At 47.7% G+C, this 23434-nt stretch carries 20 protein-coding genes and 1 pseudogene; 13 read left to right on the top strand and 8 right to left on the bottom strand.

What is annotated here, in order from left to right; genetic code table 11:
- Positions 1–90: 90 nt before the first annotated feature.
- The 4 genes from thiB (at position 91) to YWE_RS0102295 (ending at position 3890) form a co-directional block, all read left to right on the top strand.
- Positions 91–1050 (top strand): thiamine ABC transporter substrate binding subunit, encoded by a 960-nt coding sequence (gene thiB / locus YWE_RS0102310; protein ID WP_051323160.1) that lies wholly within the window; start codon positions 91–93, stop codon positions 1048–1050.
- Positions 1026–2633, top strand: coding sequence for a thiamine/thiamine pyrophosphate ABC transporter permease ThiP (gene thiP, locus YWE_RS0102305; protein ID WP_029093055.1), 1608 nt, complete (start codon positions 1026–1028; stop codon positions 2631–2633). The genes thiB and thiP overlap by 25 nt, the downstream gene beginning before the upstream one ends.
- The gene (gene thiQ, locus YWE_RS0102300; RefSeq protein ID WP_029093054.1) at positions 2617–3321 is read left to right on the top strand and encodes a thiamine ABC transporter ATP-binding protein ThiQ; all 705 of its coding nucleotides are present in this window, start codon (positions 2617–2619) and stop codon (positions 3319–3321) included. The genes thiP and thiQ overlap by 17 nt, the downstream gene beginning before the upstream one ends.
- A gap of 128 nt (positions 3322–3449) precedes the next feature.
- Positions 3450–3890, top strand: coding sequence for a DUF1090 domain-containing protein (locus tag YWE_RS0102295; protein WP_051323143.1), 441 nt, complete (start codon positions 3450–3452; stop codon positions 3888–3890).
- Positions 3891–4017: 127 nt separating this feature from the next.
- Here YWE_RS0102295 and YWE_RS0102290 read toward each other — a convergent pair whose 3' ends face one another.
- Entirely contained in the window at positions 4018–4725 is a 708-nt protein-coding gene (locus YWE_RS0102290) for a DsbA family oxidoreductase (protein ID WP_029093052.1), read from the bottom strand.
- A 335-nt stretch (positions 4726–5060) separates the two neighbouring features.
- Here YWE_RS0102290 and YWE_RS0102285 point away from each other — a divergent pair, with 335 nt between their 5' ends.
- The 3 genes from YWE_RS0102285 to rluA all read left to right on the top strand — a co-directional run bounded on the left by YWE_RS0102285 (position 5061) and on the right by rluA (position 11258).
- On the top strand, positions 5061–7427 hold the full coding sequence (locus YWE_RS0102285) for a DNA polymerase II (protein ID WP_029093051.1): 2367 nt from the start codon (positions 5061–5063) through the stop codon (positions 7425–7427).
- A gap of 150 nt (positions 7428–7577) precedes the next feature.
- A complete protein-coding gene (gene rapA / locus YWE_RS0102280; RefSeq protein ID WP_029093050.1) occupies positions 7578–10484 on the top strand; it encodes an RNA polymerase-associated protein RapA in 2907 nt (968 codons plus the stop codon).
- A 120-nt stretch (positions 10485–10604) separates the two neighbouring features.
- The gene (gene rluA, locus YWE_RS0102275; RefSeq protein ID WP_029093049.1) at positions 10605–11258 is read left to right on the top strand and encodes a bifunctional tRNA pseudouridine(32) synthase/23S rRNA pseudouridine(746) synthase RluA; all 654 of its coding nucleotides are present in this window, start codon (positions 10605–10607) and stop codon (positions 11256–11258) included.
- A gap of 13 nt (positions 11259–11271) precedes the next feature.
- Here rluA and YWE_RS0102270 read toward each other — a convergent pair whose 3' ends face one another.
- The 4 genes from YWE_RS0102270 to djlA are packed head-to-tail and all read right to left on the bottom strand — an operon-like array spanning position 11272 to position 14291.
- A complete protein-coding gene (locus YWE_RS0102270; RefSeq protein WP_029093048.1) occupies positions 11272–11778 on the bottom strand; it encodes a P-loop nucleotide/nucleoside kinase family protein in 507 nt (168 codons plus the stop codon).
- 22 nt (positions 11779–11800) lie between these two features.
- On the bottom strand, positions 11801–12301 hold the full coding sequence (locus tag YWE_RS0102265; RefSeq protein ID WP_029093047.1) for a DUF3828 domain-containing protein: 501 nt from the start codon (positions 12299–12301) through the stop codon (positions 11801–11803).
- A gap of 37 nt (positions 12302–12338) precedes the next feature.
- Positions 12339–13427: a hypothetical protein gene (locus tag YWE_RS0102260; RefSeq protein WP_029093046.1), complete on the bottom strand. Its 1089-nt coding sequence runs from the start codon at positions 13425–13427 to the stop codon at positions 12339–12341.
- 48 nt (positions 13428–13475) lie between these two features.
- A complete protein-coding gene (djlA, locus tag YWE_RS0102255; RefSeq protein WP_029093045.1) occupies positions 13476–14291 on the bottom strand; it encodes a co-chaperone DjlA in 816 nt (271 codons plus the stop codon).
- Positions 14292–14466: 175 nt separating this feature from the next.
- Here djlA and lptD point away from each other — a divergent pair, with 175 nt between their 5' ends.
- The 6 genes from lptD (at position 14467) to apaH (ending at position 21363) form a co-directional block, all read left to right on the top strand.
- On the top strand, positions 14467–16824 hold the full coding sequence (lptD, locus tag YWE_RS0102250; protein ID WP_029093044.1) for an LPS assembly protein LptD: 2358 nt from the start codon (positions 14467–14469) through the stop codon (positions 16822–16824).
- A gap of 81 nt (positions 16825–16905) precedes the next feature.
- Positions 16906–18246 (top strand): peptidylprolyl isomerase SurA, encoded by a 1341-nt coding sequence (surA, locus tag YWE_RS0102245; RefSeq protein WP_029093043.1) that lies wholly within the window; start codon positions 16906–16908, stop codon positions 18244–18246.
- Complete coding sequence (pdxA, locus tag YWE_RS0102240) at positions 18218–19231, top strand: 4-hydroxythreonine-4-phosphate dehydrogenase PdxA (RefSeq protein WP_227659929.1); 1014 nt, start codon at positions 18218–18220, stop codon at positions 19229–19231. The genes surA and pdxA overlap by 29 nt, the downstream gene beginning before the upstream one ends.
- The gene (gene rsmA / locus YWE_RS0102235; RefSeq protein ID WP_029093041.1) at positions 19224–20054 is read left to right on the top strand and encodes a 16S rRNA (adenine(1518)-N(6)/adenine(1519)-N(6))-dimethyltransferase RsmA; all 831 of its coding nucleotides are present in this window, start codon (positions 19224–19226) and stop codon (positions 20052–20054) included. The genes pdxA and rsmA overlap by 8 nt, the downstream gene beginning before the upstream one ends.
- 5 nt (positions 20055–20059) lie before the next feature.
- Positions 20060–20437, top strand: a complete 378-nt coding sequence (gene apaG / locus YWE_RS0102230; protein ID WP_029093040.1) for a Co2+/Mg2+ efflux protein ApaG — start codon at positions 20060–20062, stop codon at positions 20435–20437.
- A 92-nt stretch (positions 20438–20529) separates the two neighbouring features.
- Positions 20530–21363 (top strand): bis(5'-nucleosyl)-tetraphosphatase (symmetrical) ApaH, encoded by an 834-nt coding sequence (apaH, locus tag YWE_RS0102225; RefSeq protein ID WP_029093039.1) that lies wholly within the window; start codon positions 20530–20532, stop codon positions 21361–21363.
- A gap of 62 nt (positions 21364–21425) precedes the next feature.
- Here apaH and folA read toward each other — a convergent pair whose 3' ends face one another.
- The 3 genes and pseudogenes from folA to YWE_RS0102210 all read right to left on the bottom strand — a co-directional run bounded on the left by folA (position 21426) and on the right by YWE_RS0102210 (position 23228).
- Positions 21426–21908 (bottom strand): type 3 dihydrofolate reductase, encoded by a 483-nt coding sequence (folA, locus tag YWE_RS0102220; RefSeq protein ID WP_029093038.1) that lies wholly within the window; start codon positions 21906–21908, stop codon positions 21426–21428.
- A 79-nt stretch (positions 21909–21987) separates the two neighbouring features.
- Positions 21988–22473 (bottom strand): annotated as a pseudogene (locus YWE_RS26395) (threonine/serine exporter).
- Positions 22449–23228 (bottom strand): threonine/serine exporter family protein, encoded by a 780-nt coding sequence (locus YWE_RS0102210; protein WP_029093037.1) that lies wholly within the window; start codon positions 23226–23228, stop codon positions 22449–22451. Before YWE_RS0102210 ends, YWE_RS26395 begins: the two are co-directional and overlap by 25 nt.
- Positions 23229–23434: the final 206 nt, after the last annotated feature.

Below are 23434 nucleotides of genomic sequence, written 5' to 3'. Positions count from 1 at the left end.
CAACCTGCTCAAAGACCTTTGCCCACTGTTTAGGAGCGCAAAGTGTTTAAACAATTCATTGCTGTGGTATTGGTGTTAATCACGTCACCTATGCTGATTAATGCAGCTAGTGCAAAACCTACCCTGACCGTCTATACCTATGACTCTTTTGCCTCTGACTGGGGTCCCGGTCCAAAGATAAAACAGGCTTTTGAAGCTCAATGTGAGTGCGAGCTAAAATTTGTTGCGCTGGCTGACGGTGTATCGCTGCTCAACCGTTTACGCATGGAAGGCAAAAATAGCAGTGCCGATCTGGTATTAGGTTTAGATAATAATCTGCTTACCGCAGCGGAAAAAACCGGCCTGTTTGTACCACATAATATTGATATAGCCACTCGCTCACTCACACTACCGGGCGGCTGGAACAATTCCACCTTTATTCCTTACGACTATGGTTATTTTGCCTTTGTCTACAATAATGAGTCGCTAAAAAACCCGCCTAAAAGCCTGCATGAGCTGATTGAAAGCCCGGAATCCTGGAAGGTGATTTATCAGGATCCGCGTACCAGCACTCCCGGACTTGGCTTATTACTTTGGATGCAAAAAGTCTATGGGGATAAAGCGCCTGAAGCCTGGCAGAAGCTGGCAAACAAAACCGTCACCGTCACCAAAGGATGGAGCGATGCTTATGGCCTGTTCCTGAAGGGGGAAGCCGATTTAGTCCTCAGTTATACCACTTCCCCGGCTTATCATGTGATAGAAGAGAATAAGCATCAGTATGTTGCTGCACCTTTCAGTGAGGGCCACTACATGCAGGTAGAAGTGGCAGGTCAATTGGCTTCAAGTAAACAGCCAACGTTGGCCGCTGAATTTATGAAGTTTATTACTACTCCGGCCTTCCAGTCACAGATTCCAACCAGTAACTGGATGTATCCGGTCATAGATATCCCGCTACCGCAGGCATTTACCCAAACGGTAAAACCGACCAATACATTGGAATTCACTCCACAGGAAGTTTCAGACAACCGAGCTGCATGGATTCAATCATGGCAACGCGCCGTCAGCCAGTAATCCCTCATTGGCTGTGGCCCGGCATCATCGCTGCAACGCTGATCCTAAGCGTTGCTTTTTTTGCCTTTGCTGCCCTTTGGATATATTCCCCGCCCGGTGATATTAAAGCGCTGCTGAGTGATAGCTATTTATGGCACGTGGTGGGTTTCACATTTTGGCAGGCCTTTCTGTCGGCGGTTATCTCACTGGTACCGGCTATTTTTGTCGCCAGGGCACTCTATCGCCGACGTTTTTTCGGACGAACCCTATTATTGCGCCTGTGTGCCATGACGCTGGTCTTGCCGGTTTTAGTTGCGGTATTCGGTATCCTCAGCGTTTATGGCCAGCAAGGGTGGCTGGCAAAGTGCCTTAGTTCCATTGGCATTCGCTATAACTTCTCACCTTATGGACTTCAGGGCATTTTGCTGGCCCATGCGTTTTTTAATCTGCCGCTGGCAACCCGATTATTGCTGCAATCTTTAGAAGGTATTGCCGTTGAGCAGCGCCAGTTGGCCGCTCAGTTAGGCATGAATGCCTTACAGCGTTTTCGCTTTGTTGAGTGGCCGGCACTTCGGCGACAAATATTGCCTACCGGGGCACTCATTTTTATGCTGTGCTTTGCCAGCTTCGCCACAGTGCTCTCCCTCGGCGGAGGTCCTAAAGCAACGACCATCGAACTCGCTATCTATCAGGCTTTGCACTACGACTTTGATCCTCAGCGGGCTGCCCTGCTTGGCCTAATTCAACTATGTTGTTGTCTAGCTATAGTGATGCTCAGCCAGCGCTTAAATCCGTCCCTGCCGGTTGGTCACACATACGGGCAAAAGTGGCAGGACAATCAGGATTCGCTACGGGAAAAAATTGTCGATAGCCTGCTGATTGGCTTTACATTGATACTGATGCTACCTCCGCTGCTGGCCGTCGTTATTGATGGCATCAATAGCTCAGTCATCAGCGTCCTGAGTCAATCTGCCGTCTGGCGGGCATTAGGCACCTCGCTGCGCATTGCGTTAGGCTCTGGCCTGCTAAGTATTCTGTTAACCATGATGCTGTTATGGAGTAGCCGGGAACTCAGGTTACGCAACAATCGCTGGGGATCCCGGATAGAGATGAGCGGCATGGTTATTCTGGCGATGCCCGCCATTGTTCTGGCTACCGGATTCTTTCTGCTGTTAAATCACAGCGTTGGACTACCGGAATCCGCTGATGGCATAGTCATCGTAACCAATGCATTAATGGCGATCCCTTATGCTCTGAAAGTGCTGGAAAATCCGATGCGCGATCTGGCAGAACGATATTCTTTGTTAAGCCAGTCTTTAGGACTTTCGGGCTGGAATCGCCTGCGCTGGATCGAACTAAAAGCGTTAAAGCGACCGATAGCTCAGGCACTGGCCTTTGCCAGCGTATTGTCTATTGGTGACTTTGGCGTGATTGCTCTGTTTGGTAATGAGCAGTTCCGTACCCTGCCTTATTATCTCTATCAGCAGTTAGGTAACTATCGCAGCGAATCAGGTGCGGTGACCTCGCTTCTGCTACTATTACTCTGTTTTTTGCTATTTACTCTGATTGAACGACTTCCCGGACGCCATGATAAATCTGAATAAACTGAGCTACTTATATCCTCCGGTTTCGATGTGCTTTGATCTTAATATTAAGGCAGGGGAACGTGTGGCTATTCTCGGCCCCAGCGGAGCAGGAAAAAGCACCCTGCTCCATCTGATTGCCGGTTTTGTGATGCCTGAAAGTGGTGAACTGACATTAAACGGCGTTGAACATAGCCATACTCTCCCGTCCCAACGCCCGGTATCGATGCTGTTTCAGGAAAATAACCTATTTGCTCATTTAACCGTTGAGCAAAATATCGGGTTAGGGCTAAATCCGGGTTTAAAGCTCAATCGCCAACAGCAGCAAAAAAAACGGGATATATGCCAGCGTGTCGGCCTGATAGATTACTTAGACCGCCTTCCGGCCCAACTTTCCGGAGGCCAGCGGCAAAGAACGGCCCTCGCCCGTTGTTTAGTCAGAAATCAACCTATCTTATTGTTAGATGAACCTTTTTCTGCGCTCGATCCGGCGTTACGTTATGACATGTTAGATTTAGTTGAAAATGTTTGTAATGAGCAACAGTTGACGCTGCTTATGGTCTCGCATAACCTTGACGATGCTGCGCGTATTGCTCCGCGAACGCTATTAGTGGTCGAAGGTAATATTGCTTATAACGGCCCGATGCAGGATTTACTTGATGGTAAAAGCGCCTCAGCCAGCATTTTAGGGGTTTTGCATCAGGAATAAATCCGCAGTGAGTTGAGTTATTATGCCCACCCAATGATTAAGTGTTAATTGTGCATAGGGAGAAAGCGCTGCTCACCCTGAGCTATCGCTTATCACAAATATATTTTATGAATGACAAAGGAAATACGATGAACATGAAAAAAATGGCTACCGCGATTGCATTACCACTATTACTCACTTTAAGTGCAGGCTATGCCAGCGCTGCCGGTAATGATTGTTCTGCTAAGCGTACAGAAATTGAGAATCAAATTGCGCAGGCCAAAGCGCACAATAATGCCAATCGTGTTGCCGGGCTTGAAACTGCGCTGTCGCAATTAAATGCAAACTGTACCACCGAGGGTTTAGTTGAAAACGCTCAGGATAAAGTGGCTAAGCTACAAGAGAAAATTGCTGAGAAGCAGGCTGATATCACCAAAATAGAGGCTGAGCAGCAGGAAGCCCGCGCTAAAGGCGATCAAAAGAAAGTCGCTAAATACGACAAAAAAATTGCCGAGAAAAAATCAGATATAGCCGATCTTGAAGTCGAACTCAGTACGGCTAAAAAAGAGTTGGATGGCTTAAAAGGCTGAAAGTTGTCATTAGGCTAATTATGCCTAAATACTCTCCCGGCCATCCCGTTAAAAACGGGATGGCCGCATAGCTGCTCAATATGATATATAACTCGCATTAGGGCGATAGTCCGCGCAGCTGCTGGTACTATATCCCGCCGGTATCCACGGCACATGAAGGCCCTTCATATCGAAGCTTACTGTCGATCTGGTTAAGCCTTTCCGCCTCTTCCTGTACTTTATTCAGTACGTCACTAAAGGCAGAAACCGGCTGTGCTCCGGAAACGGCATACTTATTATCAAAAATAAAAAATGGCACTGAAGTAATTTTTAGCTGTCTGACAAAAGCCTCATCGGCCCGCACCTTATCGGCATACTGGTCTGAAAATAAAACACCGTTAACCCGCTCGGGATCTAAACCTACCTCGGTAGCCAGCCTGATTAAAATCCCTTTATCGGCAATATTATTTGAATCGGTAAAATAGGCCTTAAATAAGCGTTCGGCCATTGGTTCACTCAGGCCTTGGTCACAAGCAAAATGCAGTAAACGGTGTGCATCGAACGTATTGGCTGGAATCAGATAATCAAAATTGAAATCAAGCCCGGCCAGCTTAGCCTGCTGAGTTATCCTCGTGGTCATCTCCCTTGCGTCATGTAGGCTCATGTCATATTTTTCTGACAGGTGAGCATGAATATTAGTATTGCCGCTAACCGGAGCATTAGGATCCAGCTCAAAGCTGCGAAAAATAATTTCGACGCTTTCCCGACCAGAAAAGGCATCCAACGCCGACATAAGATGATGTTTGCCGATATAGCAAAACGGGCAAGAAAAATCAGACCATATTTGTATTTTCATATTATATCTATCCTTTACAACCTATAAGTGTTGCTGGTTTAGAACAATATCAGGGCAAATAAGGCAATATACCGCGCGCTCAAAAACGCCTACCTCAATTCCCTAAGCGACAGACTTTTTCTGATTAATACCTCAACCTAATAAATATCATTAAGATAAGAGGAATATACCCAAGACTATAAGTGTTTATGATGTTTAATAAAATTATTCTCTTATTTAAAGATAGAACAAAAATCCACCATTTCGCAAAAAAATAAAATAGACAACACCTGTATGGATATACATACTGAATATTATTCTAAGCAATCAATAGTCAATCAGCAGGCAAACATACGGTGAATTCAGCACGACAAGGTTTTATCCTGACCCGACACTGGCGGGATACGCCTTCAGGCATTGAGATCGACTACTGGCTGGCAACGGACAGTGGCCCTCAACGAATTCGCTTACCGCTACAGCAGGCCGTTGCCTTTGTGCCCGCCATGTATAACGCCAGAGTCACCGCGCTGTTATCAAACGAGCGAGGTTGGAGCCTGCGTCCGCTGGCCATGCAAGACTTCAGCTGCCGGCCGGTTGAAGGCCTTTACTGTCGCCAGTATCGCCAAATTCAACGTATTGAAAAAATCCTGACCGAATCTGAAATCTCCCTATATGAAGCAGATATCCGTCCGCCGGAACGCTATCTGATGGAGCGTTTTATTACTGCCCCGATCTGGTTTCAGGGAGAAGCGCGGCCTGACGGCAGTCTGATTAACGCACAAATTAAGGCCGCGCCGGACTATCGCCCTACCCTCAAGTCGGTTTCGCTGGATATCGAAACCACGGCTCAAGGTGAACTTTACTCCATCGGTCTGTACGGCTGCGGCCAACGTAAGGTCTATATGCTGGGGCCGGAAAATGGTGATTCTAAAAATATTGATTTTGATTTGGAGTACGTTGCCAGTCGTCCTTTACTGCTGCATAAGCTCAATCAATGGCTGGCAGAGCACGATCCGGATGCCATTATCGGCTGGAATCTGGTGCAGTTCGATCTGAGAGTGTTACAAAAACATGCCGAACGTTACCAGATCCCTCTCGCATTTGGCCGGGATAAAAGCCCGCTGGACTGGCGGGAACACGGTTTCAAACAGGGGCACTTTTTTGCATCAGCCAGCGGCAGGTTAATTATTGATGGCATTGAAGCGCTAAAAAGCGCTACTTGGAACTTTCCTTCCTTCAGTCTGGAAAACGTTGCCAGAGAGCTGCTGAACGAAGGGAAAGCTATTGATAACCCCTATGACCGAATGGCTGAAATTAACCGGATGTTCGCTGAAGATAAGCCCGCTCTGGCCCATTATAATTTGATGGACTGCATTCTGGTTACCCGTATCTTTGAAAAAACGCAGCTTATGACCTTCTTGCTGGAACGGGCCACGGTAACCGGTCTGGCGGCCGACCGCAGCGGAGGTTCAGTTGCCGCATTTACTCATCTTTATTTACCTAAAATGCACCGTATCGGCTACGTCGCGCCGAACTTAGGTACCCTGCCAGAAGAACATAGCCCCGGCGGATACGTGATGTCATCCACCCCCGGCCTGTATGATTCGGTGGTCGTTCTGGACTATAAAAGCCTGTACCCCTCGATTATTCGAACCTTCTTGATTGACCCGGTAGGTCTGATAGAAGGGACGCTAAAAGAGACGGATGCAACGGCAGTCGCCGGCTTTCGCAATGCCCGCTTCTCACGCACACAGCACTGTCTGCCCGACATTGTGAAACAGATCTGGCAAGGCCGTGAAGAGGCTAAACGCACTAATAATAAGCCGTTATCACAGGCGCTGAAAATTATTATGAACGCGTTTTATGGCGTTCTCGGCTCCAGCGGATGCCGCTTCTTTGATCCCCGGCTGGCATCTTCCATTACTCTGCGCGGCCATGAGATCATGCTACAGACCAGAAAGCTGATTGAAGAACAGGGCTATCAGGTTATTTATGGCGATACTGATTCAACCTTTGTCTGGCTAAAACAGGCTCACAGCGATAGCCAGGCAGAAGAGATTGGACGCTCCTTAGTCAGTGTCGTGAATCAATGGTGGAAAACCTCTCTTCGAAAAGAAATGGGGCTGGAATGTACCCTTGAATTGGAATACGAAGCCCACTATCGGCGTTTTTTAATGCCGACCATCAGGGGGGCCGAACAGGGCAGTAAAAAGCGTTATGCCGGATTAGTCACCCAAGCCGATGGCAGCGATGAAATGATCTATAAAGGGATGGAAACCGTACGTACCGACTGGACCCCCTTGGCCCAACGCTTCCAGCAGGAATTATACAGCCGGATATTTCATAATCAGCCCTATCAGGACTTTATTCGTGAATACGTGCAAAAAACGCTGGATGGCGAGTTTGATCAACTGCTGATTTACAGCAAGCGCCTGCGTCGCCGTTTATCTGAATATCAGCGTAATGTTCCCCCCCATGCCAGGGCGGCTAAAATGGCCGACGAATACAACCATTCGCAAGGGCGTCCGTTGCAATATCAAAACGGTGGAACCATCCGTTATTTGATCACTTTACAGGGTCCTGAACCGCTGGAAAATTTACAATCCCCTATTGACTACCAACATTATATCTCCCGCCAGTTGGAGCCCATCGCCGATGCTATACTTCCGTTTATGCATGATAACTTTGATTCACTGATTACCGGTCAAATGGGGTTGTTTTAACCGAGCGCGATCATTACCATAACGCCCTTGTCTGTATTTCTAGAACTACCACAGCAATAACCTTTTAACCGTTACCCGGAAATCACCCCAAGTGATAGCCGGTTTTGACAGTCTTTATTGCTGTGGCAACAATGAGAAGCCAATAAATATATGTCCTTTACCTTAGGCCAACGCTGGATTAGTGACACGGAAAGTGATTTAGGACTGGGAACAGTCGTCGCATTGGATGCGCGTACCGTAACATTATTATTTCCGGCAATTGGTGAAAATCGCCTGTACGCCCAAAAAGATTCTCCTATCACCCGCGTGATGTTTAATCCCGGCGATACCATCACCAGCCATGAAGGCTGGCAACTGTTGGTTGAAGACATACAAGAAAATAACGGTGTTCTGACCTATATCGGACGTCGCTTAGATACCGAAGAAGATAACGTCAGCCTGCGCGAAGTAATGCTCGACAGCAAACTGACCTTCAGTAAACCGCAAGATCGTCTGTTTGCCGGTCAAATAGACCGCATGGACCGCTTTTGTCTGCGCTATCGTGCCAGAAAATTCCAGAGTGAACAGTTTCGTATGCCGTGGAGCGGCTTAACCGGCGTGCGCGCAAGCTTAATACCGCACCAGCTCCATATTGCAAATGAAGTCGGGCATCGTCATGCCCCCCGCGTACTGCTGGCCGATGAAGTCGGATTAGGTAAAACAATTGAAGCCGGTATGATTATTCACCAGCAACTGTTAGCCGGCAGAGTTGAACGCGTATTAATTGTCGTACCTGAAACCCTGCAGCATCAATGGCTGGTTGAAATGCTCCGCCGTTTTAACCTCCATTTTTCGCTGTTTGATGAAGAGCGTTATGCCGAAGCTCGGATGGATTTCAGTAACCCGTTTGAAACCGAACAGTTGGTTATCTGCTCGCTGAGCTTTGTCTGCCAAAGCAGGCAGCGTCTGGATGATTTAGTGGATGCAAACTGGGATATGCTGGTGGTGGATGAAGCCCACCATCTGGCATGGAGCGAAGATGCACCAAGCAAAAACTACCTGTCTATCGAGCAGTTGGCTGAGCAAACCCCAAGCGTATTATTGCTAACGGCAACGCCTGAGCAATTAGGTCAAGAGAGCCACTTTGCTCGTTTACGTCTGTTAGATCCCAGCCGTTTTCATGACTATCAGGAATTTGTTGCCGAACAGCAAAAATATCGCCCGGTGGCCGATGCCGTCAGCCTGCTGGTCAGCGGAGAAAAATTGGATAACACCGCGCTGAATCTGCTGGGTGATTTGATTAACGAACAGGATATTGAACCGCTGCTCAAAGCGGCCAATCTGGACACTGAAGAGAGCGAATCAGCCCGTACTGAATTAGTCAGTATGCTGATGGACCGACACGGTACCAGCCGCGTTCTGTTCAGAAATACCCGTCAGGGCGTGAAAGGCTTCCCGATTCGCTATCTTCATCAAATTAAACTGGCCTTGCCCGCTCAATATCAGACCGCGTTTAAAGTGGCTAATCTGATGAACAGCAAAAAGCCGGTCGAAGTGCGCGCCCACGACATGCTCTATCCGGAACAAATATTTCAGGCCTTTGAAGGCGATGGCGTTAGCTGGTTAAACTTCGATCCTCGCGTCGAATGGCTGATGGAATACCTGAAGCAGAATCGCCACGAAAAAGTGCTGGTGATTTGTGCTCAGGCCGCAACGGCACTGCAACTGGAACAAACCCTGCGCGAGCGTGAAGGTATTCACGCCGCGGTGTTCCATGAAGGTCTGTCTATTATCGAACGCGACCGCGCAGCCGCCTATTTTGCCACTGAAGATAACGGTGCCCAGGTATTGTTATGCTCAGAGATTGGTTCTGAAGGTCGTAACTTCCAGTTTGCCAGCCGTCTGGTGATGTTTGATTTGCCGTTTAATCCCGATCTGTTAGAACAGCGCATTGGCCGTTTAGATCGTATTGGTCAGGTCCATGATATTCAAATTATCGTGCCTTATTTAGAAAATACCGCACAGGCGATTCTGATTCGCTGGTTCCATGAAGGATTAGATGCTTTTGAACATACCTGCCCGACCGGTCGACCAGTATATGACGCAGTACGAGATGAGCTGATGACCTATCTGGCGAATCCATCAGAACAGGAAGGGTTCAATGAGTTTATTCAACGTAGCCGGACTCAGCATAACGCGTTAAAAGCTCAGCTTGAAAATGGCCGCGACCGCCTGCTGGAAATGAATTCAAACGGTGGTGAGCAGGCTCAGGAGCTGGTTCGGGTTATTTCAGAACAGGATAATAATGTTGATCTTATTGGCTTTACGCTGAATCTGTTCGATATTGTCGGTATTAATCAGGAAGATGACAGCGATAACCTGATGATTCTGACGCCGTCTGACCATATGCTGGTGCCGGACTTCCCGGGCATTCCACAGGATGGCTGTACCATTACGTTCGATCGAGAGAAAGCACTGTCGCGTGAAGATGCGCAGTTTATCAGTTGGGAACACCCGATTGTCCGCAACGGTTTAGATCTTATTCTGTCGGGCGACACCGGAAGCTGTGCGGTTTCATTACTGAAAAATAAGGCTCTGCCGGTCGGTACCATGCTGATGGAACTGATCTACGTGGTTGAAGCTCAGGCCCCGAAGAATCTTCAGCTTACCCGCTTCTTACCGCCAACGCCGATTCGACTGATGCTCGATCGTAAAGGGACCAATCTCGCCTCTCAGGTTGAATTCGAAAGCTTTAATCGCCAGCTAAGCGCTGTCAATCGCCACACCTCAAGTAAACTGGTGAATGCCATACAGACGGATATTCATGAGATGCTGCGCATGGGTGAAACTGAAGTTGCTAAGCAGGCACAGGCACTTATTGATATTGCCAAGCAGGAAGCCAGCACCACGCTGACGACCGAATTGGCTCGGCTCAGTGCGCTTAAAGCGGTTAATCCGTCAATTCGCGATGATGAGCTGGAAGCTATTGAAGATAACCGCAATCAAATTCTGGAGTGCCTGCAGCAGGCAAGCTGGAGGCTTGATGCACTTCGCTTGATTGTCGTGACACATCAGTAAATAACGTCCAGACTGCGTTGTTATCGCTAGCCAAAGCCGTTATTTTGACCTCGCCATCCTATACCTCTGCAGGATGGCGACCAAAAGAGTTAATCAAGCCGAGAGGCTCCGGAGAGCACCATGGAACCCTATAATCCCCCCACCGAGCCTTGGCTATACATTTTGTACCAGGACGAGCACATTATGGTGGTCAATAAGCCCAGCGATTTGCTGTCCGTTCCGGGAAAAGCACCTGAGCATTACGACAGCGTGATGGCGCGCGTTCAGCGGGATTTTCCGGCGGCGGAATCTGTACACCGATTAGATATGGCTACCAGCGGCGTTATTGCAGTTGCGTTAAATAAACCCGCTGAGCGGGAACTTAAGCGCCAGTTTCGCGAGCGTGAACCTAAAAAATCTTATATTGCCCGGGTCTGGGGCCATTTAGAGAAAGATGAAGGGCTGATTGATTTACCGCTGATTTGCGACTGGCCTAACCGCCCGAAGCAGAAAGTATGTTATGAAACCGGGAAGAGTGCTCAAACGGAATATCTGGTACTTAGCCGCGACCATGATGGTTCGACCAGGGTTAAGTTGATGCCGATTACAGGCCGGTCTCACCAACTCAGAGTCCATATGTTAGCCATGGGACACCCTATTCTTGGGGATCGATTTTATGCTCACCCTGAAGCTAAAGCGATGGCACCCAGACTTCAGTTACATGCGCAAGAGCTGATGATTACTCACCCTGCCTTTGGCACGCCGATGCATTTTCGCTGTGAGCCGGACTTCTAGTTAAGCTGGCAGGTTAATCACAGGTTTGCAGATGCTGTAGCAGTTCATCAACGCAGCAGCAGAGAGTCTTTCCAGCCGTATCCACAATAATTCGTGGTCGTTGCCATGGCTGATATTCGTTTTCAGTCACTTTTTTCCAGTCAGGCAGCACCAGCCCCGGAATATCCACCTTACGCGATTCCACCCGATGGCGGTGTTCCTCAAGATCCGAACATATTATTTCAACTTCTAAGCCGGCGACTCCGGCCTCAGTTGCCACCGCCATCCACGTATCCCGTGACCAACAAACCGGATTTACGCAGTCAGCAATCACTGAGTGCCCTAATAAAAGATTGTCTTTAGCCAACGCACAACAGGCGCTATAGCCGGAAATGCCAACGTCATCACGCAGTACGTTAGAACAACGGATAGCCTGCTCAGCAGAATCAATACGTAAATAAACTGCCGACGTCTTTTTCGCCAACTCTTTGGCAATTGAACTTTTACCCACTCCGGGTAAGCCACTAAATACAATGAGCACGTTAGCCTCCTTTATGATTAATTCATCGTTCAGGCACCGGCGAATTTCGCCTTATTTCGTGATTACTTTTCAGCATATTCTGATGAAGGCTGCCATTCTCAGTCACGATATCATCAATAAGCCAAGCGCCATTTTTAGCTTTCAAGAGAAAAGTTTGGCTGACCTTCTTAGTACTTTCAGCAAAGGGGCGAAATATCACCTGAAGCCGTGATGTCTGATTATCGTTGGATATCACTGTGATATCTTCAACAACAAGGTTCTGGTAGTCCTGACAGTGACAAATAGGATCATAGCCCAGATATCCTATCTCCCCGTTGGCTAATTCACTGTCTTGCTCGACAACGCGCAGAAATTCATCGGACAAAATCTGCTTATCCCCTTTGTCATCCAGCCGTACCGCATCAAAGCCAGAGGCGTAAGAGCGATAAATTTTTTGCAAAAATAGAGCCGGATCCTCCAATAAAGGAGCAGCAGCCACGCCGGATGAAACCAGTACTAACAACAAAAATAGCCGCTTGAACATCGTGATTAACTCGCTTGTCTGGTGGTTTTTGAACGGTTTATGGCAAATCAATCACTAGGGGTAAGGTCTTACCATTAGATGACCAAGTTCCCTGATATATCCCGTCTTTTAACCTTAGCTCAATTTGTTCAGCGGCAATATCGCCGGAGGCCGTGGTCATAGTATAAGACTGGTTACTGTCACTTTGGCACTTACCGTTAAGCTCAATCGGCGCACCATATTGGGCATAAAAGTAGGCTCCGTGAATATAGTTATGCGAGCAGCTAACGCTGAGTACGATCGGCGTTTTGCTCCCCAACGTGCCGTATAGAGTACGGCCACTTAACTTGGCGGGTGGGGAAACGCTTGTCTTTGCTCGATCGATAATCAGATTTTGACCAAATGGCGTGAACTTCCCGGTCAGCTCGGAAACAGGGATTTTACTGGTAAACTCACCTAAATCATCCAAAGCCCGGCTGGCATGGTTACTACAGCGTTCATTGTTAAAAACCAATTGCCCGTTATCTAAGAAAAACTTATTAACAAAGCTGACATCATCCATGGTCATCGCCCAACAATCGGCATAAAACTGCTGATAGTCAACGACTTCACCTTCATCCTTCACTTTCTGCTCTAACGGGAGATTGTTTTGAGCCTCAATAAAAGCGGTAATTTGATGACGAATATCAGACTTTATCTGTTGATTTAGCTGAGTAACCGTTGGCGGAGAAATAATATCATCAAGGTCGATATTGGCCCCGGTCGTTAAATCAAAGCTGGTGTAGTTGCTGTAAGTTTCACAATAAGCTCCACAGCCTTCAGCGATGATATTGATGGTCAGAATGTTATTCTTATTATTGACCAATTCAAAATCAAGGCTGGCGGTTTGTTCAATCCCCTGTTGCCCTATGCGATTAAGCGTTGCCTGAGGATCGGCTCCCGGAAGCTGCTGAGCAAAGCGGCTAAATATAAAGTCATTAATGCGTTTTGCTGAAGCTGGATTATCATTCTGAATGACCCAAGGTAAGCGATACCGATTATATGACTCCCCCTGCTGTTTATAGACAACTTCGCTAACCGTTGCTGGCCCGGCTATAGCCAATGAAGACAATAGTAATGAGGTAATGCCAACTAACCACCCTTTCATCAACAGCTCCTTATCATGCACGTTATTCAGCTAACATAGAAAACTAACTTATTTAAAACCTTTTTCTCGCTTAATCAAATCATAAGCCCCTTGAATTTCCTGCGCTTTCTGTTTAGCCATTTCCATCATTTCTTGTGGCAGGCCTTTAGCAACCAGCTTATCCGGGTGGTGTTCAGTCATCAGCTTACGGTAAGCCCGTTTAATGGTGGTGCCATCATCCGTTGTTTTAACCCCTAAGACCTTACAGGCATCCGCCAACGTTGGGCCCGATGCTGAACGATACCCGCCCTGCTGTCCGTGCCATCCTCCGGATTGACCAAATTGGCGGCCGCCTTCAATCATGCTTAGCAACTGTTCAAGCTGGGCCCGCGAAATGCCCAGTTCCTCACCAATAACATACAACACTTGTCGCTCATTAGGATGCAGTACGCCATCGGCAAACGCAGCCTGAAGCTGAATCTCTAAAAACATCCGAATAAGATCGGCGCGGCCAAAGCAGATAGTTCTCAGCTCTCTCAATTTTTCACGCAGCGGGTACCCGGTCTGCTTGCCTTCACGAAAGGCCTGCTGGGCATCATTGCGGCGGGAACCATGAATTTGCATTTGATCCATAATCATTGAGGCATTCTGAATATCGACTTCCGTTACTCGCCCTTTGGATTTGGTTAAATGTCCCATAACCTGAAAGGTTGTGCGGAAAAAAAGTGCCTGCCGGGTCTGCTGGTTGGCAAAAAAACCGCTTCTGCGCGGACTTCTTACTCTATCGACCATATGGCCAACAAACAGCCCTAAAACCACGCCCCAAAAGCCTCCGCCGGAGACCAGAGCCAAAATAACACCCAGGATTTTTCCCCAATACTGCATATGATCCTCAATTGGCAATGCCGTCAGCGACAAATTGCATTATCATACCCGCCAACGATTCAACCACCTAACGGTGATGATAAGATTTAACGCTGGTGTAACAGGGATGAGTACGATAATCTCATCGAGTTTGCTTCTGCATAGCCGCAACTGACGGAATACCAAAAATAATCGTATGAAAAAACGTTATCCCACACTGCTAGCCTCCACAATTTGGATGGCACTTTACAGCCAGGGTGCTCTGGCTTCTTTAGCCGAGCAATGTAAGTTCGGAATACCTGTTTATGAGCGCCCGCTCGTTACCGGCGATCCAAACTCATTACCCGTTCGTATTGAGTCTGATGATAGTGAAGTCAATTATCCTGCCAGCGCAGTATTTACCGGTAATGTCGTTATTGAGCAAGGTAACCGTCTGTTACTTGCCGATCGAGCTGAAGTCAACCAAACGCCGATTGACGGCCAAGAAATACCTCTGCGCACCGTAACCGCAACGGGTAACGTGCGCTATGATGACAACATGATCAAGCTTAACGGGCCAAAGGCTTGGTCTAACCTGAATACCAAAGATACCGATGTGTATGAAGGCGACTATCAAATGGTTGGGCGTCAGGGCCGGGGCGAAGCCAATAAGATGAAGCTGCGGGAAAGTAACCGCTATGCCATTCTTGATAATGGTACTTTCACCTCTTGCCTGCCGGGCGACAGCAGTTGGAGCATCGTCGGCTCAGAAATCATCCATGATAACGAAGAAGAATTAGCCGAAATCTGGAATGCCCGTTTTAAAATCGGTCCGGTGCCGGTTTTTTACAGCCCATATTTGCAGATACCTACCGGCAATAAACGCCGTTCCGGTTTCTTAATACCAAGCGGTAAATACGGCAATAATGGCGGCATTGAATTTAGCCTGCCTTACTACTGGAATATCGCCCCGAACTTCGATGCCACGTTAACCCCTCACTATATCGGCGAACGGGGCATGCAGTACCAAAATGAATTCCGTTATTTACTGGCTCCGGGTACTGGTACCATGGCCTTTGACTGGTTGAAAAACGACCGGCTATATAAAGAAGATATGGCTAAGTCAGGAAAACCCGTTGATGACGCTGACCGCTGGTTATTCTATTGGGGTCATAATGGGGTTATGAATCAGTTTTGGCGTTTTAATATCGACTACACCAAACTGAGTGATAGCCGTTATCTTAGCGATCTCACTAGCCTGTACGGCTCCAGTACCGATGGTTATGCAACCCAAAAATACAGTGCGGGTTATGCTAACCAAAACTGGAATGCCACCGTCGCCATGAAAAAATTCCAGATCTTCACCGATGCGGGTAACGCTAACGCCTATCGGGCTGAACCGCAGATTGATATGAATAACTTCCAGTATGATATCGGCGGTTTTGATATTCATACCTATGCTCAGGTGGCTAAATTCTCCAGTGAAAATCATCTTAACCCGACGGCCACGCGATCACACTTAGAACCAACCTTTAACTATCCGATTGCTAACCGCTGGGGAAGCCTGGACAGTGAATTCAAACTGATGGCCACCCATTATCAGCAAGATTTCCCTGATACTTCCCCTAAAAGTAGCCAGCTCGCTGAGTCAGTTAATCGGGTTCTTCCGCAGTATAAAGTTACAGGCAAGGTTGTTTTTGACCGACCGATGGATAGTTGGCAAGATTTCACCCAAACGTTGGAACCAAAAGTACAGTACTTATATGTACCTTATAAAGACCAAAGTGATATCAATGTCTATGACTCCACGCTGCTACAGACTGACTACACCGGCCTGTTTCGCGATCGTACCTACAGCGGTCTGGACCGAATTGCTTCAGCTAATCAGGTTACCACGGGACTGACAACGCGGGTTTATGACGATCGCCAGACTGAACGTTTTAATGCGTCCGTCGGGCAAATTTACTTTTTTGAAGACTCCCGTACCGGTGATAATAACAATAGCTTTGATGATAAAAAAAGTACCGGCAGCGTAGTCTGGGCCGGTGACAGCTTCTGGAGAATCGATCCTAACTTCGCCCTGCGCGGAGGCCTTCAATATGACACCCGTTTAGATAATTTCGCCGTGGGTAATGCCGTGGCTGAATATCGTAAAGACAGCGAGCGGGTGATTCAGTTAAGCTATCGTTATGCCAGTAAAGAATACGTTTCTGCGATGACGACTAATATCTCGAACGGTTATACCGCCTATAATCAAGATATCTCTCAGGTCGGTGGTATTGCTACTTGGCCAATTGCCGACCGATGGGCAGCAGTAGGATCTTATTACTACGATACGAAACTAAAACAGTCTGCCAGTAGTCTAATAGGTTTTCAGTACAACACATGCTGTTGGGCTATCGGCGTTGGCTATGAAAGAAAGATTATCGGTTGGAATAACACCGGCAATTTCCGAAGTGATTATGACGACAAGGTATCGTTTAATTTTGAACTTAGAGGCTTAAGTAACAACTATAGCTTAGGGGGAAGTAAAATGATGCGTACGGGTATTCTGCCATATCAGCGTGCTTTCTAATCGCTAACAACCACTTATGAATGTTAGTGCGATTTTAATGATTAACCGCTAAGAGGCGGATAGGACTATATGGGAAAAGTAATGAAAAACTGGAGATCGCTTGCCGCAAGTTTGGCGCTCTGTGCATCAGTCACATCAATGTCACTGGCTTCACACACTGCCTTAGCTGCTCCACAGGGCCAGTTCGTTGATAGCGTTGCTGCCGTTGTAAATAATGGTGTGGTATTAGAAAGTGACGTTAATAACCTGATGTCTTCAGTTAAAAGCAACGCTAAGCGTGCCGGGCAACAGTTGCCTGACGATGCAACGCTGCGTACTCAAATTACTGAACGTCTGATTATGGACAGTATCATCACGCAGTTAGGTGCCAATTTGGGCATTAAAATTGATGATGCCAAACTTGACAGTGGTATCGCTGATATCGCTCGTCAGAATCGCATGACGCCGGCACAGCTTCGCAGCCGTCTTGCTGCAGAGGGTATGAACTACAACAGCTACCGCGAACAGATCCGTAAAGAGATGCTGCTGGCGGAAGTTAGAAATAATGAAGTTCGCCGCCGGGTTTCCGTTCTGCCGCAAGAAGTCGATGCCATGGCCAGCCAGATTGCCAATCAAATTGGTTCCGGTGCTGAACTGAATCTGAGCCACATCATGATTCCTTTACCGGAAAATGCATCTCAACAACAGGTTGAGAAGGCACAGGCATTAGCCCAGAGTCTGGTAGAACAAATTAATGCCGGAGCCGACTTCGGCAAACTGGCGGTGACCTATTCCGCTGACCCTCAGGCATTAAGAGGCGGTCAGATGGGCTGGGGTAAAATGGAAGAGCTACCTTCTATTTTTGCCAGCCAGCTTCAGTCATCGAAGAAAGGCAGCATCGTCGGCCCTATCCGTTCCGGCGTTGGTTTCCATATTTTAAAAATCAATGATATTCGCGGTGAACAAAAAGCGATTTCGGTGATGGAAGTTAACGCTCGCCATATTCTTTTACGCCCGTCCGTTGTCATGACTGATGCGCAGGCCGAAGCAAAACTGGCGTCTATCGCGGCAGATATTCGCAGCGGCAAGGCTGATTTTAAAGATATGGCTCGCCAATATTCAGAAGACCCGGGTTCAGCTCAACAGGGTGGTAATCTGGGATGGGCATCCCCTGAGAGCTACGATCCGGCTTTCCGTGAAGCATTGATGCGCTTACAGAAAAACGAGCTTAGTGCTCCGGTTCGTTCATCTTTCGGCTGGCACTTAATTCAGTTAATGGATACCCGCCAGGTTGATAAAACTGACGTAGCTCAGAAAGATCGGGCTTATCGCATGCTGTTTAACCGTAAGTTTGCAGAAGAAGTTCAGAGCTGGATGCAAGAACAGCGCGCCAGTGCTTACGTTAAGATCATCAATGGCAACAGCAACAAAGATGCTCAATAAATATCAAAGAGTGGTTATCACGCCGGGTGAACCTGCCGGCGTTGGCCCGGACTTAACTGTCCGGCTGGCACAGCAAGATTGGCCGGTTGAACTGGTCGTTTGTGCCGACCCTGCGTTGCTTGAACAAAGAGCAGCCCTTCTCGGGCTGCCTTTGCAATTAATACGCTATGACCCATTAAAACAACCGAAGCCTCAGGGTAAAGGCACGCTCACCGTTGTTCCCGTAGAGCTAAACGCACCAGTGATTGCCGGTGAGTTAAATCTGGCCAATGGTAGCTATGTTGTGAATACCTTAGCCCGGGCCTGTGACGGCTGTCTGAGTGGCGAATTTGCCGCACTGATTACCGGACCGGTACATAAAGGCATTATCAATGATGCCGGCTTTGCCTTTACCGGCCATACCGAATTTTTTGCCGAACGAAGCCTTCGCCCGCGGGTTGTTATGATGCTGGCGACCGAGGAACTTCGGGTGGCGTTAGTGACAACGCACCTCCCGCTGTCTGACGTTTCGGCGGCAGTTACCCCGCAAAGCCTGACTGAAACTATCACGATATTAAATCATGATTTAATCAATCAGTTTGGTATCAGCCAACCTCAAATCTATGTATGTGGACTTAATCCTCATGCGGGTGAAGGGGGTCATATGGGGCGTGAAGAGATCGATATTATTATCCCTACGTTAGAACAATTACGTCAGCAAGGAATTAGCCTGATTGGGCCACTTCCTGCCGATACCCTGTTCCAGCCGAAATATCTTCAACACGCAGATGCGGTACTGGCGATGTATCACGATCAGGGATTGCCGGTATTAAAGTATCAGGGCTTTGGCCGCGCAGTAAATATTACCTTAGGCCTGCCTTTTATCCGCACATCAGTGGATCATGGTACAGCACTAGACCTTGCAGCTACCGGAAACGCCGACGTTGGCAGCTTTACGGTAGCCCTTAATCTCGCTATTAAAATGATAAATAATCGTAATGAATAATCGTGTTCACCAAGGCCATTTTGCTCGTAAACGTTTCGGGCAGAACTTTTTAAGCGATCAGTATGTGATCGATAATATTGTTTCAGCTATTCATCCTCTGCCCGGTCAGGAGATGTTAGAGATCGGCCCCGGCTTAGGCGCCTTAACTGAGCCGGTTGCGGATCGGCTCGATCATATGACCGTAATCGAATTAGACCGTGATTTAGCCGCTCGTTTAGAGACTCATCCTAAGTTAGGCAGCAAGCTGACTATTTATCAGCAAGATGCAATGACCTTTGATTTTGCTGAACTGGCAAAAGAAAAAGGCCAGTCACTGCGGGTATTTGGTAACTTACCTTACAATATTTCTACGCCGCTGATGTTCCACCTTTTCAGCTATACTAATGCAATAAGTGATATGCATTTTATGCTGCAGAAAGAGGTTGTTAACCGCTTAGTCGCAGGCCCTAATAGCAAAGCCTATGGCCGATTAAGCGTAATGGCACAATATTACTGCCATATTATTCCGGTTCTGGAAGTGCCGCCAACGGCGTTCCGCCCGGCACCAAAAGTAGATTCTGCGGTTGTCCGCTTAATACCTCATGCAACAATTCCATATCCTGTTGATGATATTCGTATATTAAGCCGTCTGACCACAGAGGCATTTAATCAACGGCGAAAGACTATCCGCAATAGCCTTGGCCACCTGTTTACGCCAGAGCAACTGACGGAATTAGGTTTAGACCTGTCTATGCGGGCAGAAAATATCTCCGTTGAGCAATATTGCAAACTGGCGAATTGGCTTTCAGTCAATAGAGCATCGCAAAAGGCTGAACAGGAGTAACCACCGTGATTGATCAACCCCGGGTATTTATTCAGGCACAGAGTTTTTATGTAGAAACCCAATCTATGCCGGACGAAGAACGTTTTGTTTTTGCTTATACCATGACATTACGTAACCTGGGGCGGACTCAAGTTCAATTACTGGGTCGTTACTGGCTGATTACCAATGCTAACGGTAAGCAAACTGAAGTTCAGGGTGAAGGTGTTGTGGGTGAGCAGCCAATTATTGATATCGGCGGCGAGTACCAATATACCAGCGGAGCGGTTCTTGAAACTCCGCTAGGAACAATGGAAGGCCACTATAAAATGGTCGATCATCTGGGCCAGCCCTTTCAAGTCATTATTCCGGTATTCCGTCTGGCGATTCCGTCGCTGATTCATTAATCTATACCCTAAATAATTTACCTTGCGATAAGCGTTTCCCGCTGCAAGATGAAAGATACGGATATAATAATAAAAAAGGCTAGCCGCTGCTTATGGCAACACTTTTAGTTGGTGACGTTCACGGTTGTTTTAACGAACTACAGGCGCTCTTATCTCAGGCTGATTTTAATCCTCAATACGATACCCTTTGGCTAACCGGTGACTTAGTTGCCCGCGGTCCCGACTCGCTTAAAGTCTTACGCTATGTTCGCTCTTTAGGCGATTCAGTGCGCCTGACGCTGGGTAATCACGATCTTCACCTGTTAGCTATCTTTGCCGGTATCAGCCGTAATAAGCCTAAAGATAACCTGTCTGAGCTGCTTGAAGCGCCTGATGCAGATGAACTGATTAATTGGCTGCGTCGCCAGCCCGTGCTGCAGGTGGATGAAGAAAAAGCGTTAGTAATGGGCCATGCCGGCATTAGCCCGCAGTGGGACATTGATACCGCCAAGCGCTGTGCCCGTGAAATTGAAGCGATTCTTTCCAGCGATAGCTATCCTCTGTTTCTGGACTCGATGTATGGCGATCTGCCAAACTGCTGGAGTGATGAACTGTCAGGCCTGCCGCGCTTACGCTATGCAACCAACGCCCTGACCCGTATGCGCTTTTGCTATCCGAACGGATGTCTGGATATGATCTGCAAAGACGTCCCCAAAAAAGCACCCGCACCGCTAAAGCCTTGGTTTGATATCACCAGTACCATAACCGAAAAGTACTCAATTGCCTTCGGCCATTGGGCATCGCTAGAAGGAAAAGGCGCTCCGGAAGGCATTTATCCTCTGGATACCGGCTGTTGCTGGGGAGGCGAACTGACGATGCTGAGATGGGAAGATAAGCAGTACTTCCGTCAGGCTTATCTCGGGCAGGAAGCTGATGCAGAGTCGTAGTTAAGCTGCCGCTATCATACGGCCGTCACGCCAGCCCAAAATGGCGTGACGGCACCGGACAATCATTTCCGTTCTAATATTTCAAACCGGTATGGGTATTGATTGTTTTCATCCGCAGGGTGCGGTTCATCCAATGTTTGCGTCCAGCCATACTGCTGGTAGTCAGGAAAATAGGTATCCCCTTCCAGTTCGGCCTCAATATGAGTGAGATAAAGGCGATTTGCCAGCGTCAGAGCCTGTTGGTAAACACGTCCCCCACCGATAATCATTACCTCATCAACCTCTCCCGCAGCAGATAGAGCCTGTTCTAAAGAGCTTACCCAAGTCACCCTCTCGTCTGACTGAGGCTGGCGGCTAATCACAATATTTAAGCGTCCGGGTAACGGCCTGCCGATAGATTCATACGTGTTACGCCCCATAATAATGGGTTTTGCCAGCGTGTTACGTTTGAACCAGGCCAGGTCAGCCGGCAAGTGCCACGGCATCGCATTATCAGCACCAATAACCCGATTTTCAGCCATAGCGGCAATTAAACTAATTATCATAAAAATATCCTGAAGCCGTTTTTTGTCCGTTGTTATCTATTGTTATCATCGTAGGTCGAGCGGTATCCGGTGTTTCGGCCTATACGCTTGGCTTGCGACGATAAAGCCACAAAGCCGGTAAAGAGAGCCCTATTGATAAGGCGCCGACAATAAATGATGCCCTAAGGAAATAGGTAATCATGGTTTCAAACAGCTCAGTGGTGTAACCCAGATGAGAAATTTCCACCATCGCAATCATCGCCTTATAGGCAAAAACGCCGGGAAACATCGGAATAACAGCGGCAACGGTAAACACCTTTGGATGAGCAAGAAAGCGTCGAGACCAATAGATACCAATACTACCAATTAAAATTGAAGCCAATAACGTGCTCCATTCAATCGGCAAATGATACTACATCAGAATCGTTTTAGTCCCATAGCCAATTGCCCCTAAAAGCGCGCAGTATTTCAAGGCTTTTACCGGCACGTTAAATACCAGGGCAAAACCAACCGCCGGAATAGCCGCCAGTACCATTCCCTGAATAAGCGCAAGAAGTAAACTCATAACCAGCTCCTGAATCCCCATACTGACATGGCAACAACCACGCCAATACAGGTCGAAAGCGTAAGTAAACTGGCCATCACCCAACGGGCAATCCCGGTATTGATATGCCCTTTAAACATATCGGCAACTGCATTAATCAAAGGAAAACCGGGAACCAGCAGCAACACGCTGGAAGCCATCGCAATTGACGCCGTGGGTATATCAATCCAACGTACCAGCCATCCGGCTGCGGTAGTTGCCACAAAGGCCGTCGCGAAGAAGTTAATCAATGGGTTCATCTGAATCGAGGTCAGCAGTTGGCGGGCATACATTGCCACACCGCTGGCAAAAAAGGTCACCATGACCGCATCCCAGCCGCCGCCGGCCAGTTTACAAAAGCTGGCGCAGGATAATCCGACCATCAACACCATCAGCCAACGCGGGTAACGCAGTGGCTTAATATTATCTAAACGCTTTTGAACATCATCAATATCTAATAATCGATGCTCCGCCAGAATAACAATGCGCTGAACTTCGGTAACCATATGCATATTTATGCCACGGTCAATATTCTTTCTGGTCGAGGTCAGGCAATGTCCGTGATGAACGGTGCTCAATACAACGGCATTAGCTGAGATAGAACTCTCAACGTTATCGACGCCTAATGCTTTACCCAAACGAAAGGATAGCTGTTCAACCAGCGTACTTTCTGCACCGTGCTGAAGTAATAGCAGAGCACACTGAATACACAATCGGGTGATATCCCGCTGACGCGGCTGAATTTTATCAGACTCCACTTTATTTTTACCTGAGTGATATAGAGAAGAAAATAAACGGGATAAGTTCACCGCTTAGCGCGCTAGGATAACATCGATGTTGAAATCGCTCCAAACGCTCAACACCTATTTTTATACCGAACATCATTCGAGGCGCAAAAAGTCGGCACACCAATCTGCAGCTTAAGCATCTCGAACATCTCTTTTATTCAAGCTTAGCCAGCAAT

This window comes from Budvicia aquatica DSM 5075 = ATCC 35567 (genome assembly GCF_000427805.1).
GTDB classification, from domain to species: domain Bacteria; phylum Pseudomonadota; class Gammaproteobacteria; order Enterobacterales; family Enterobacteriaceae; genus Budvicia; species Budvicia aquatica.
Note: the sequence above shows the minus strand (reverse complement) of the source record. Positions and strands in the feature narration are given on the sequence as shown.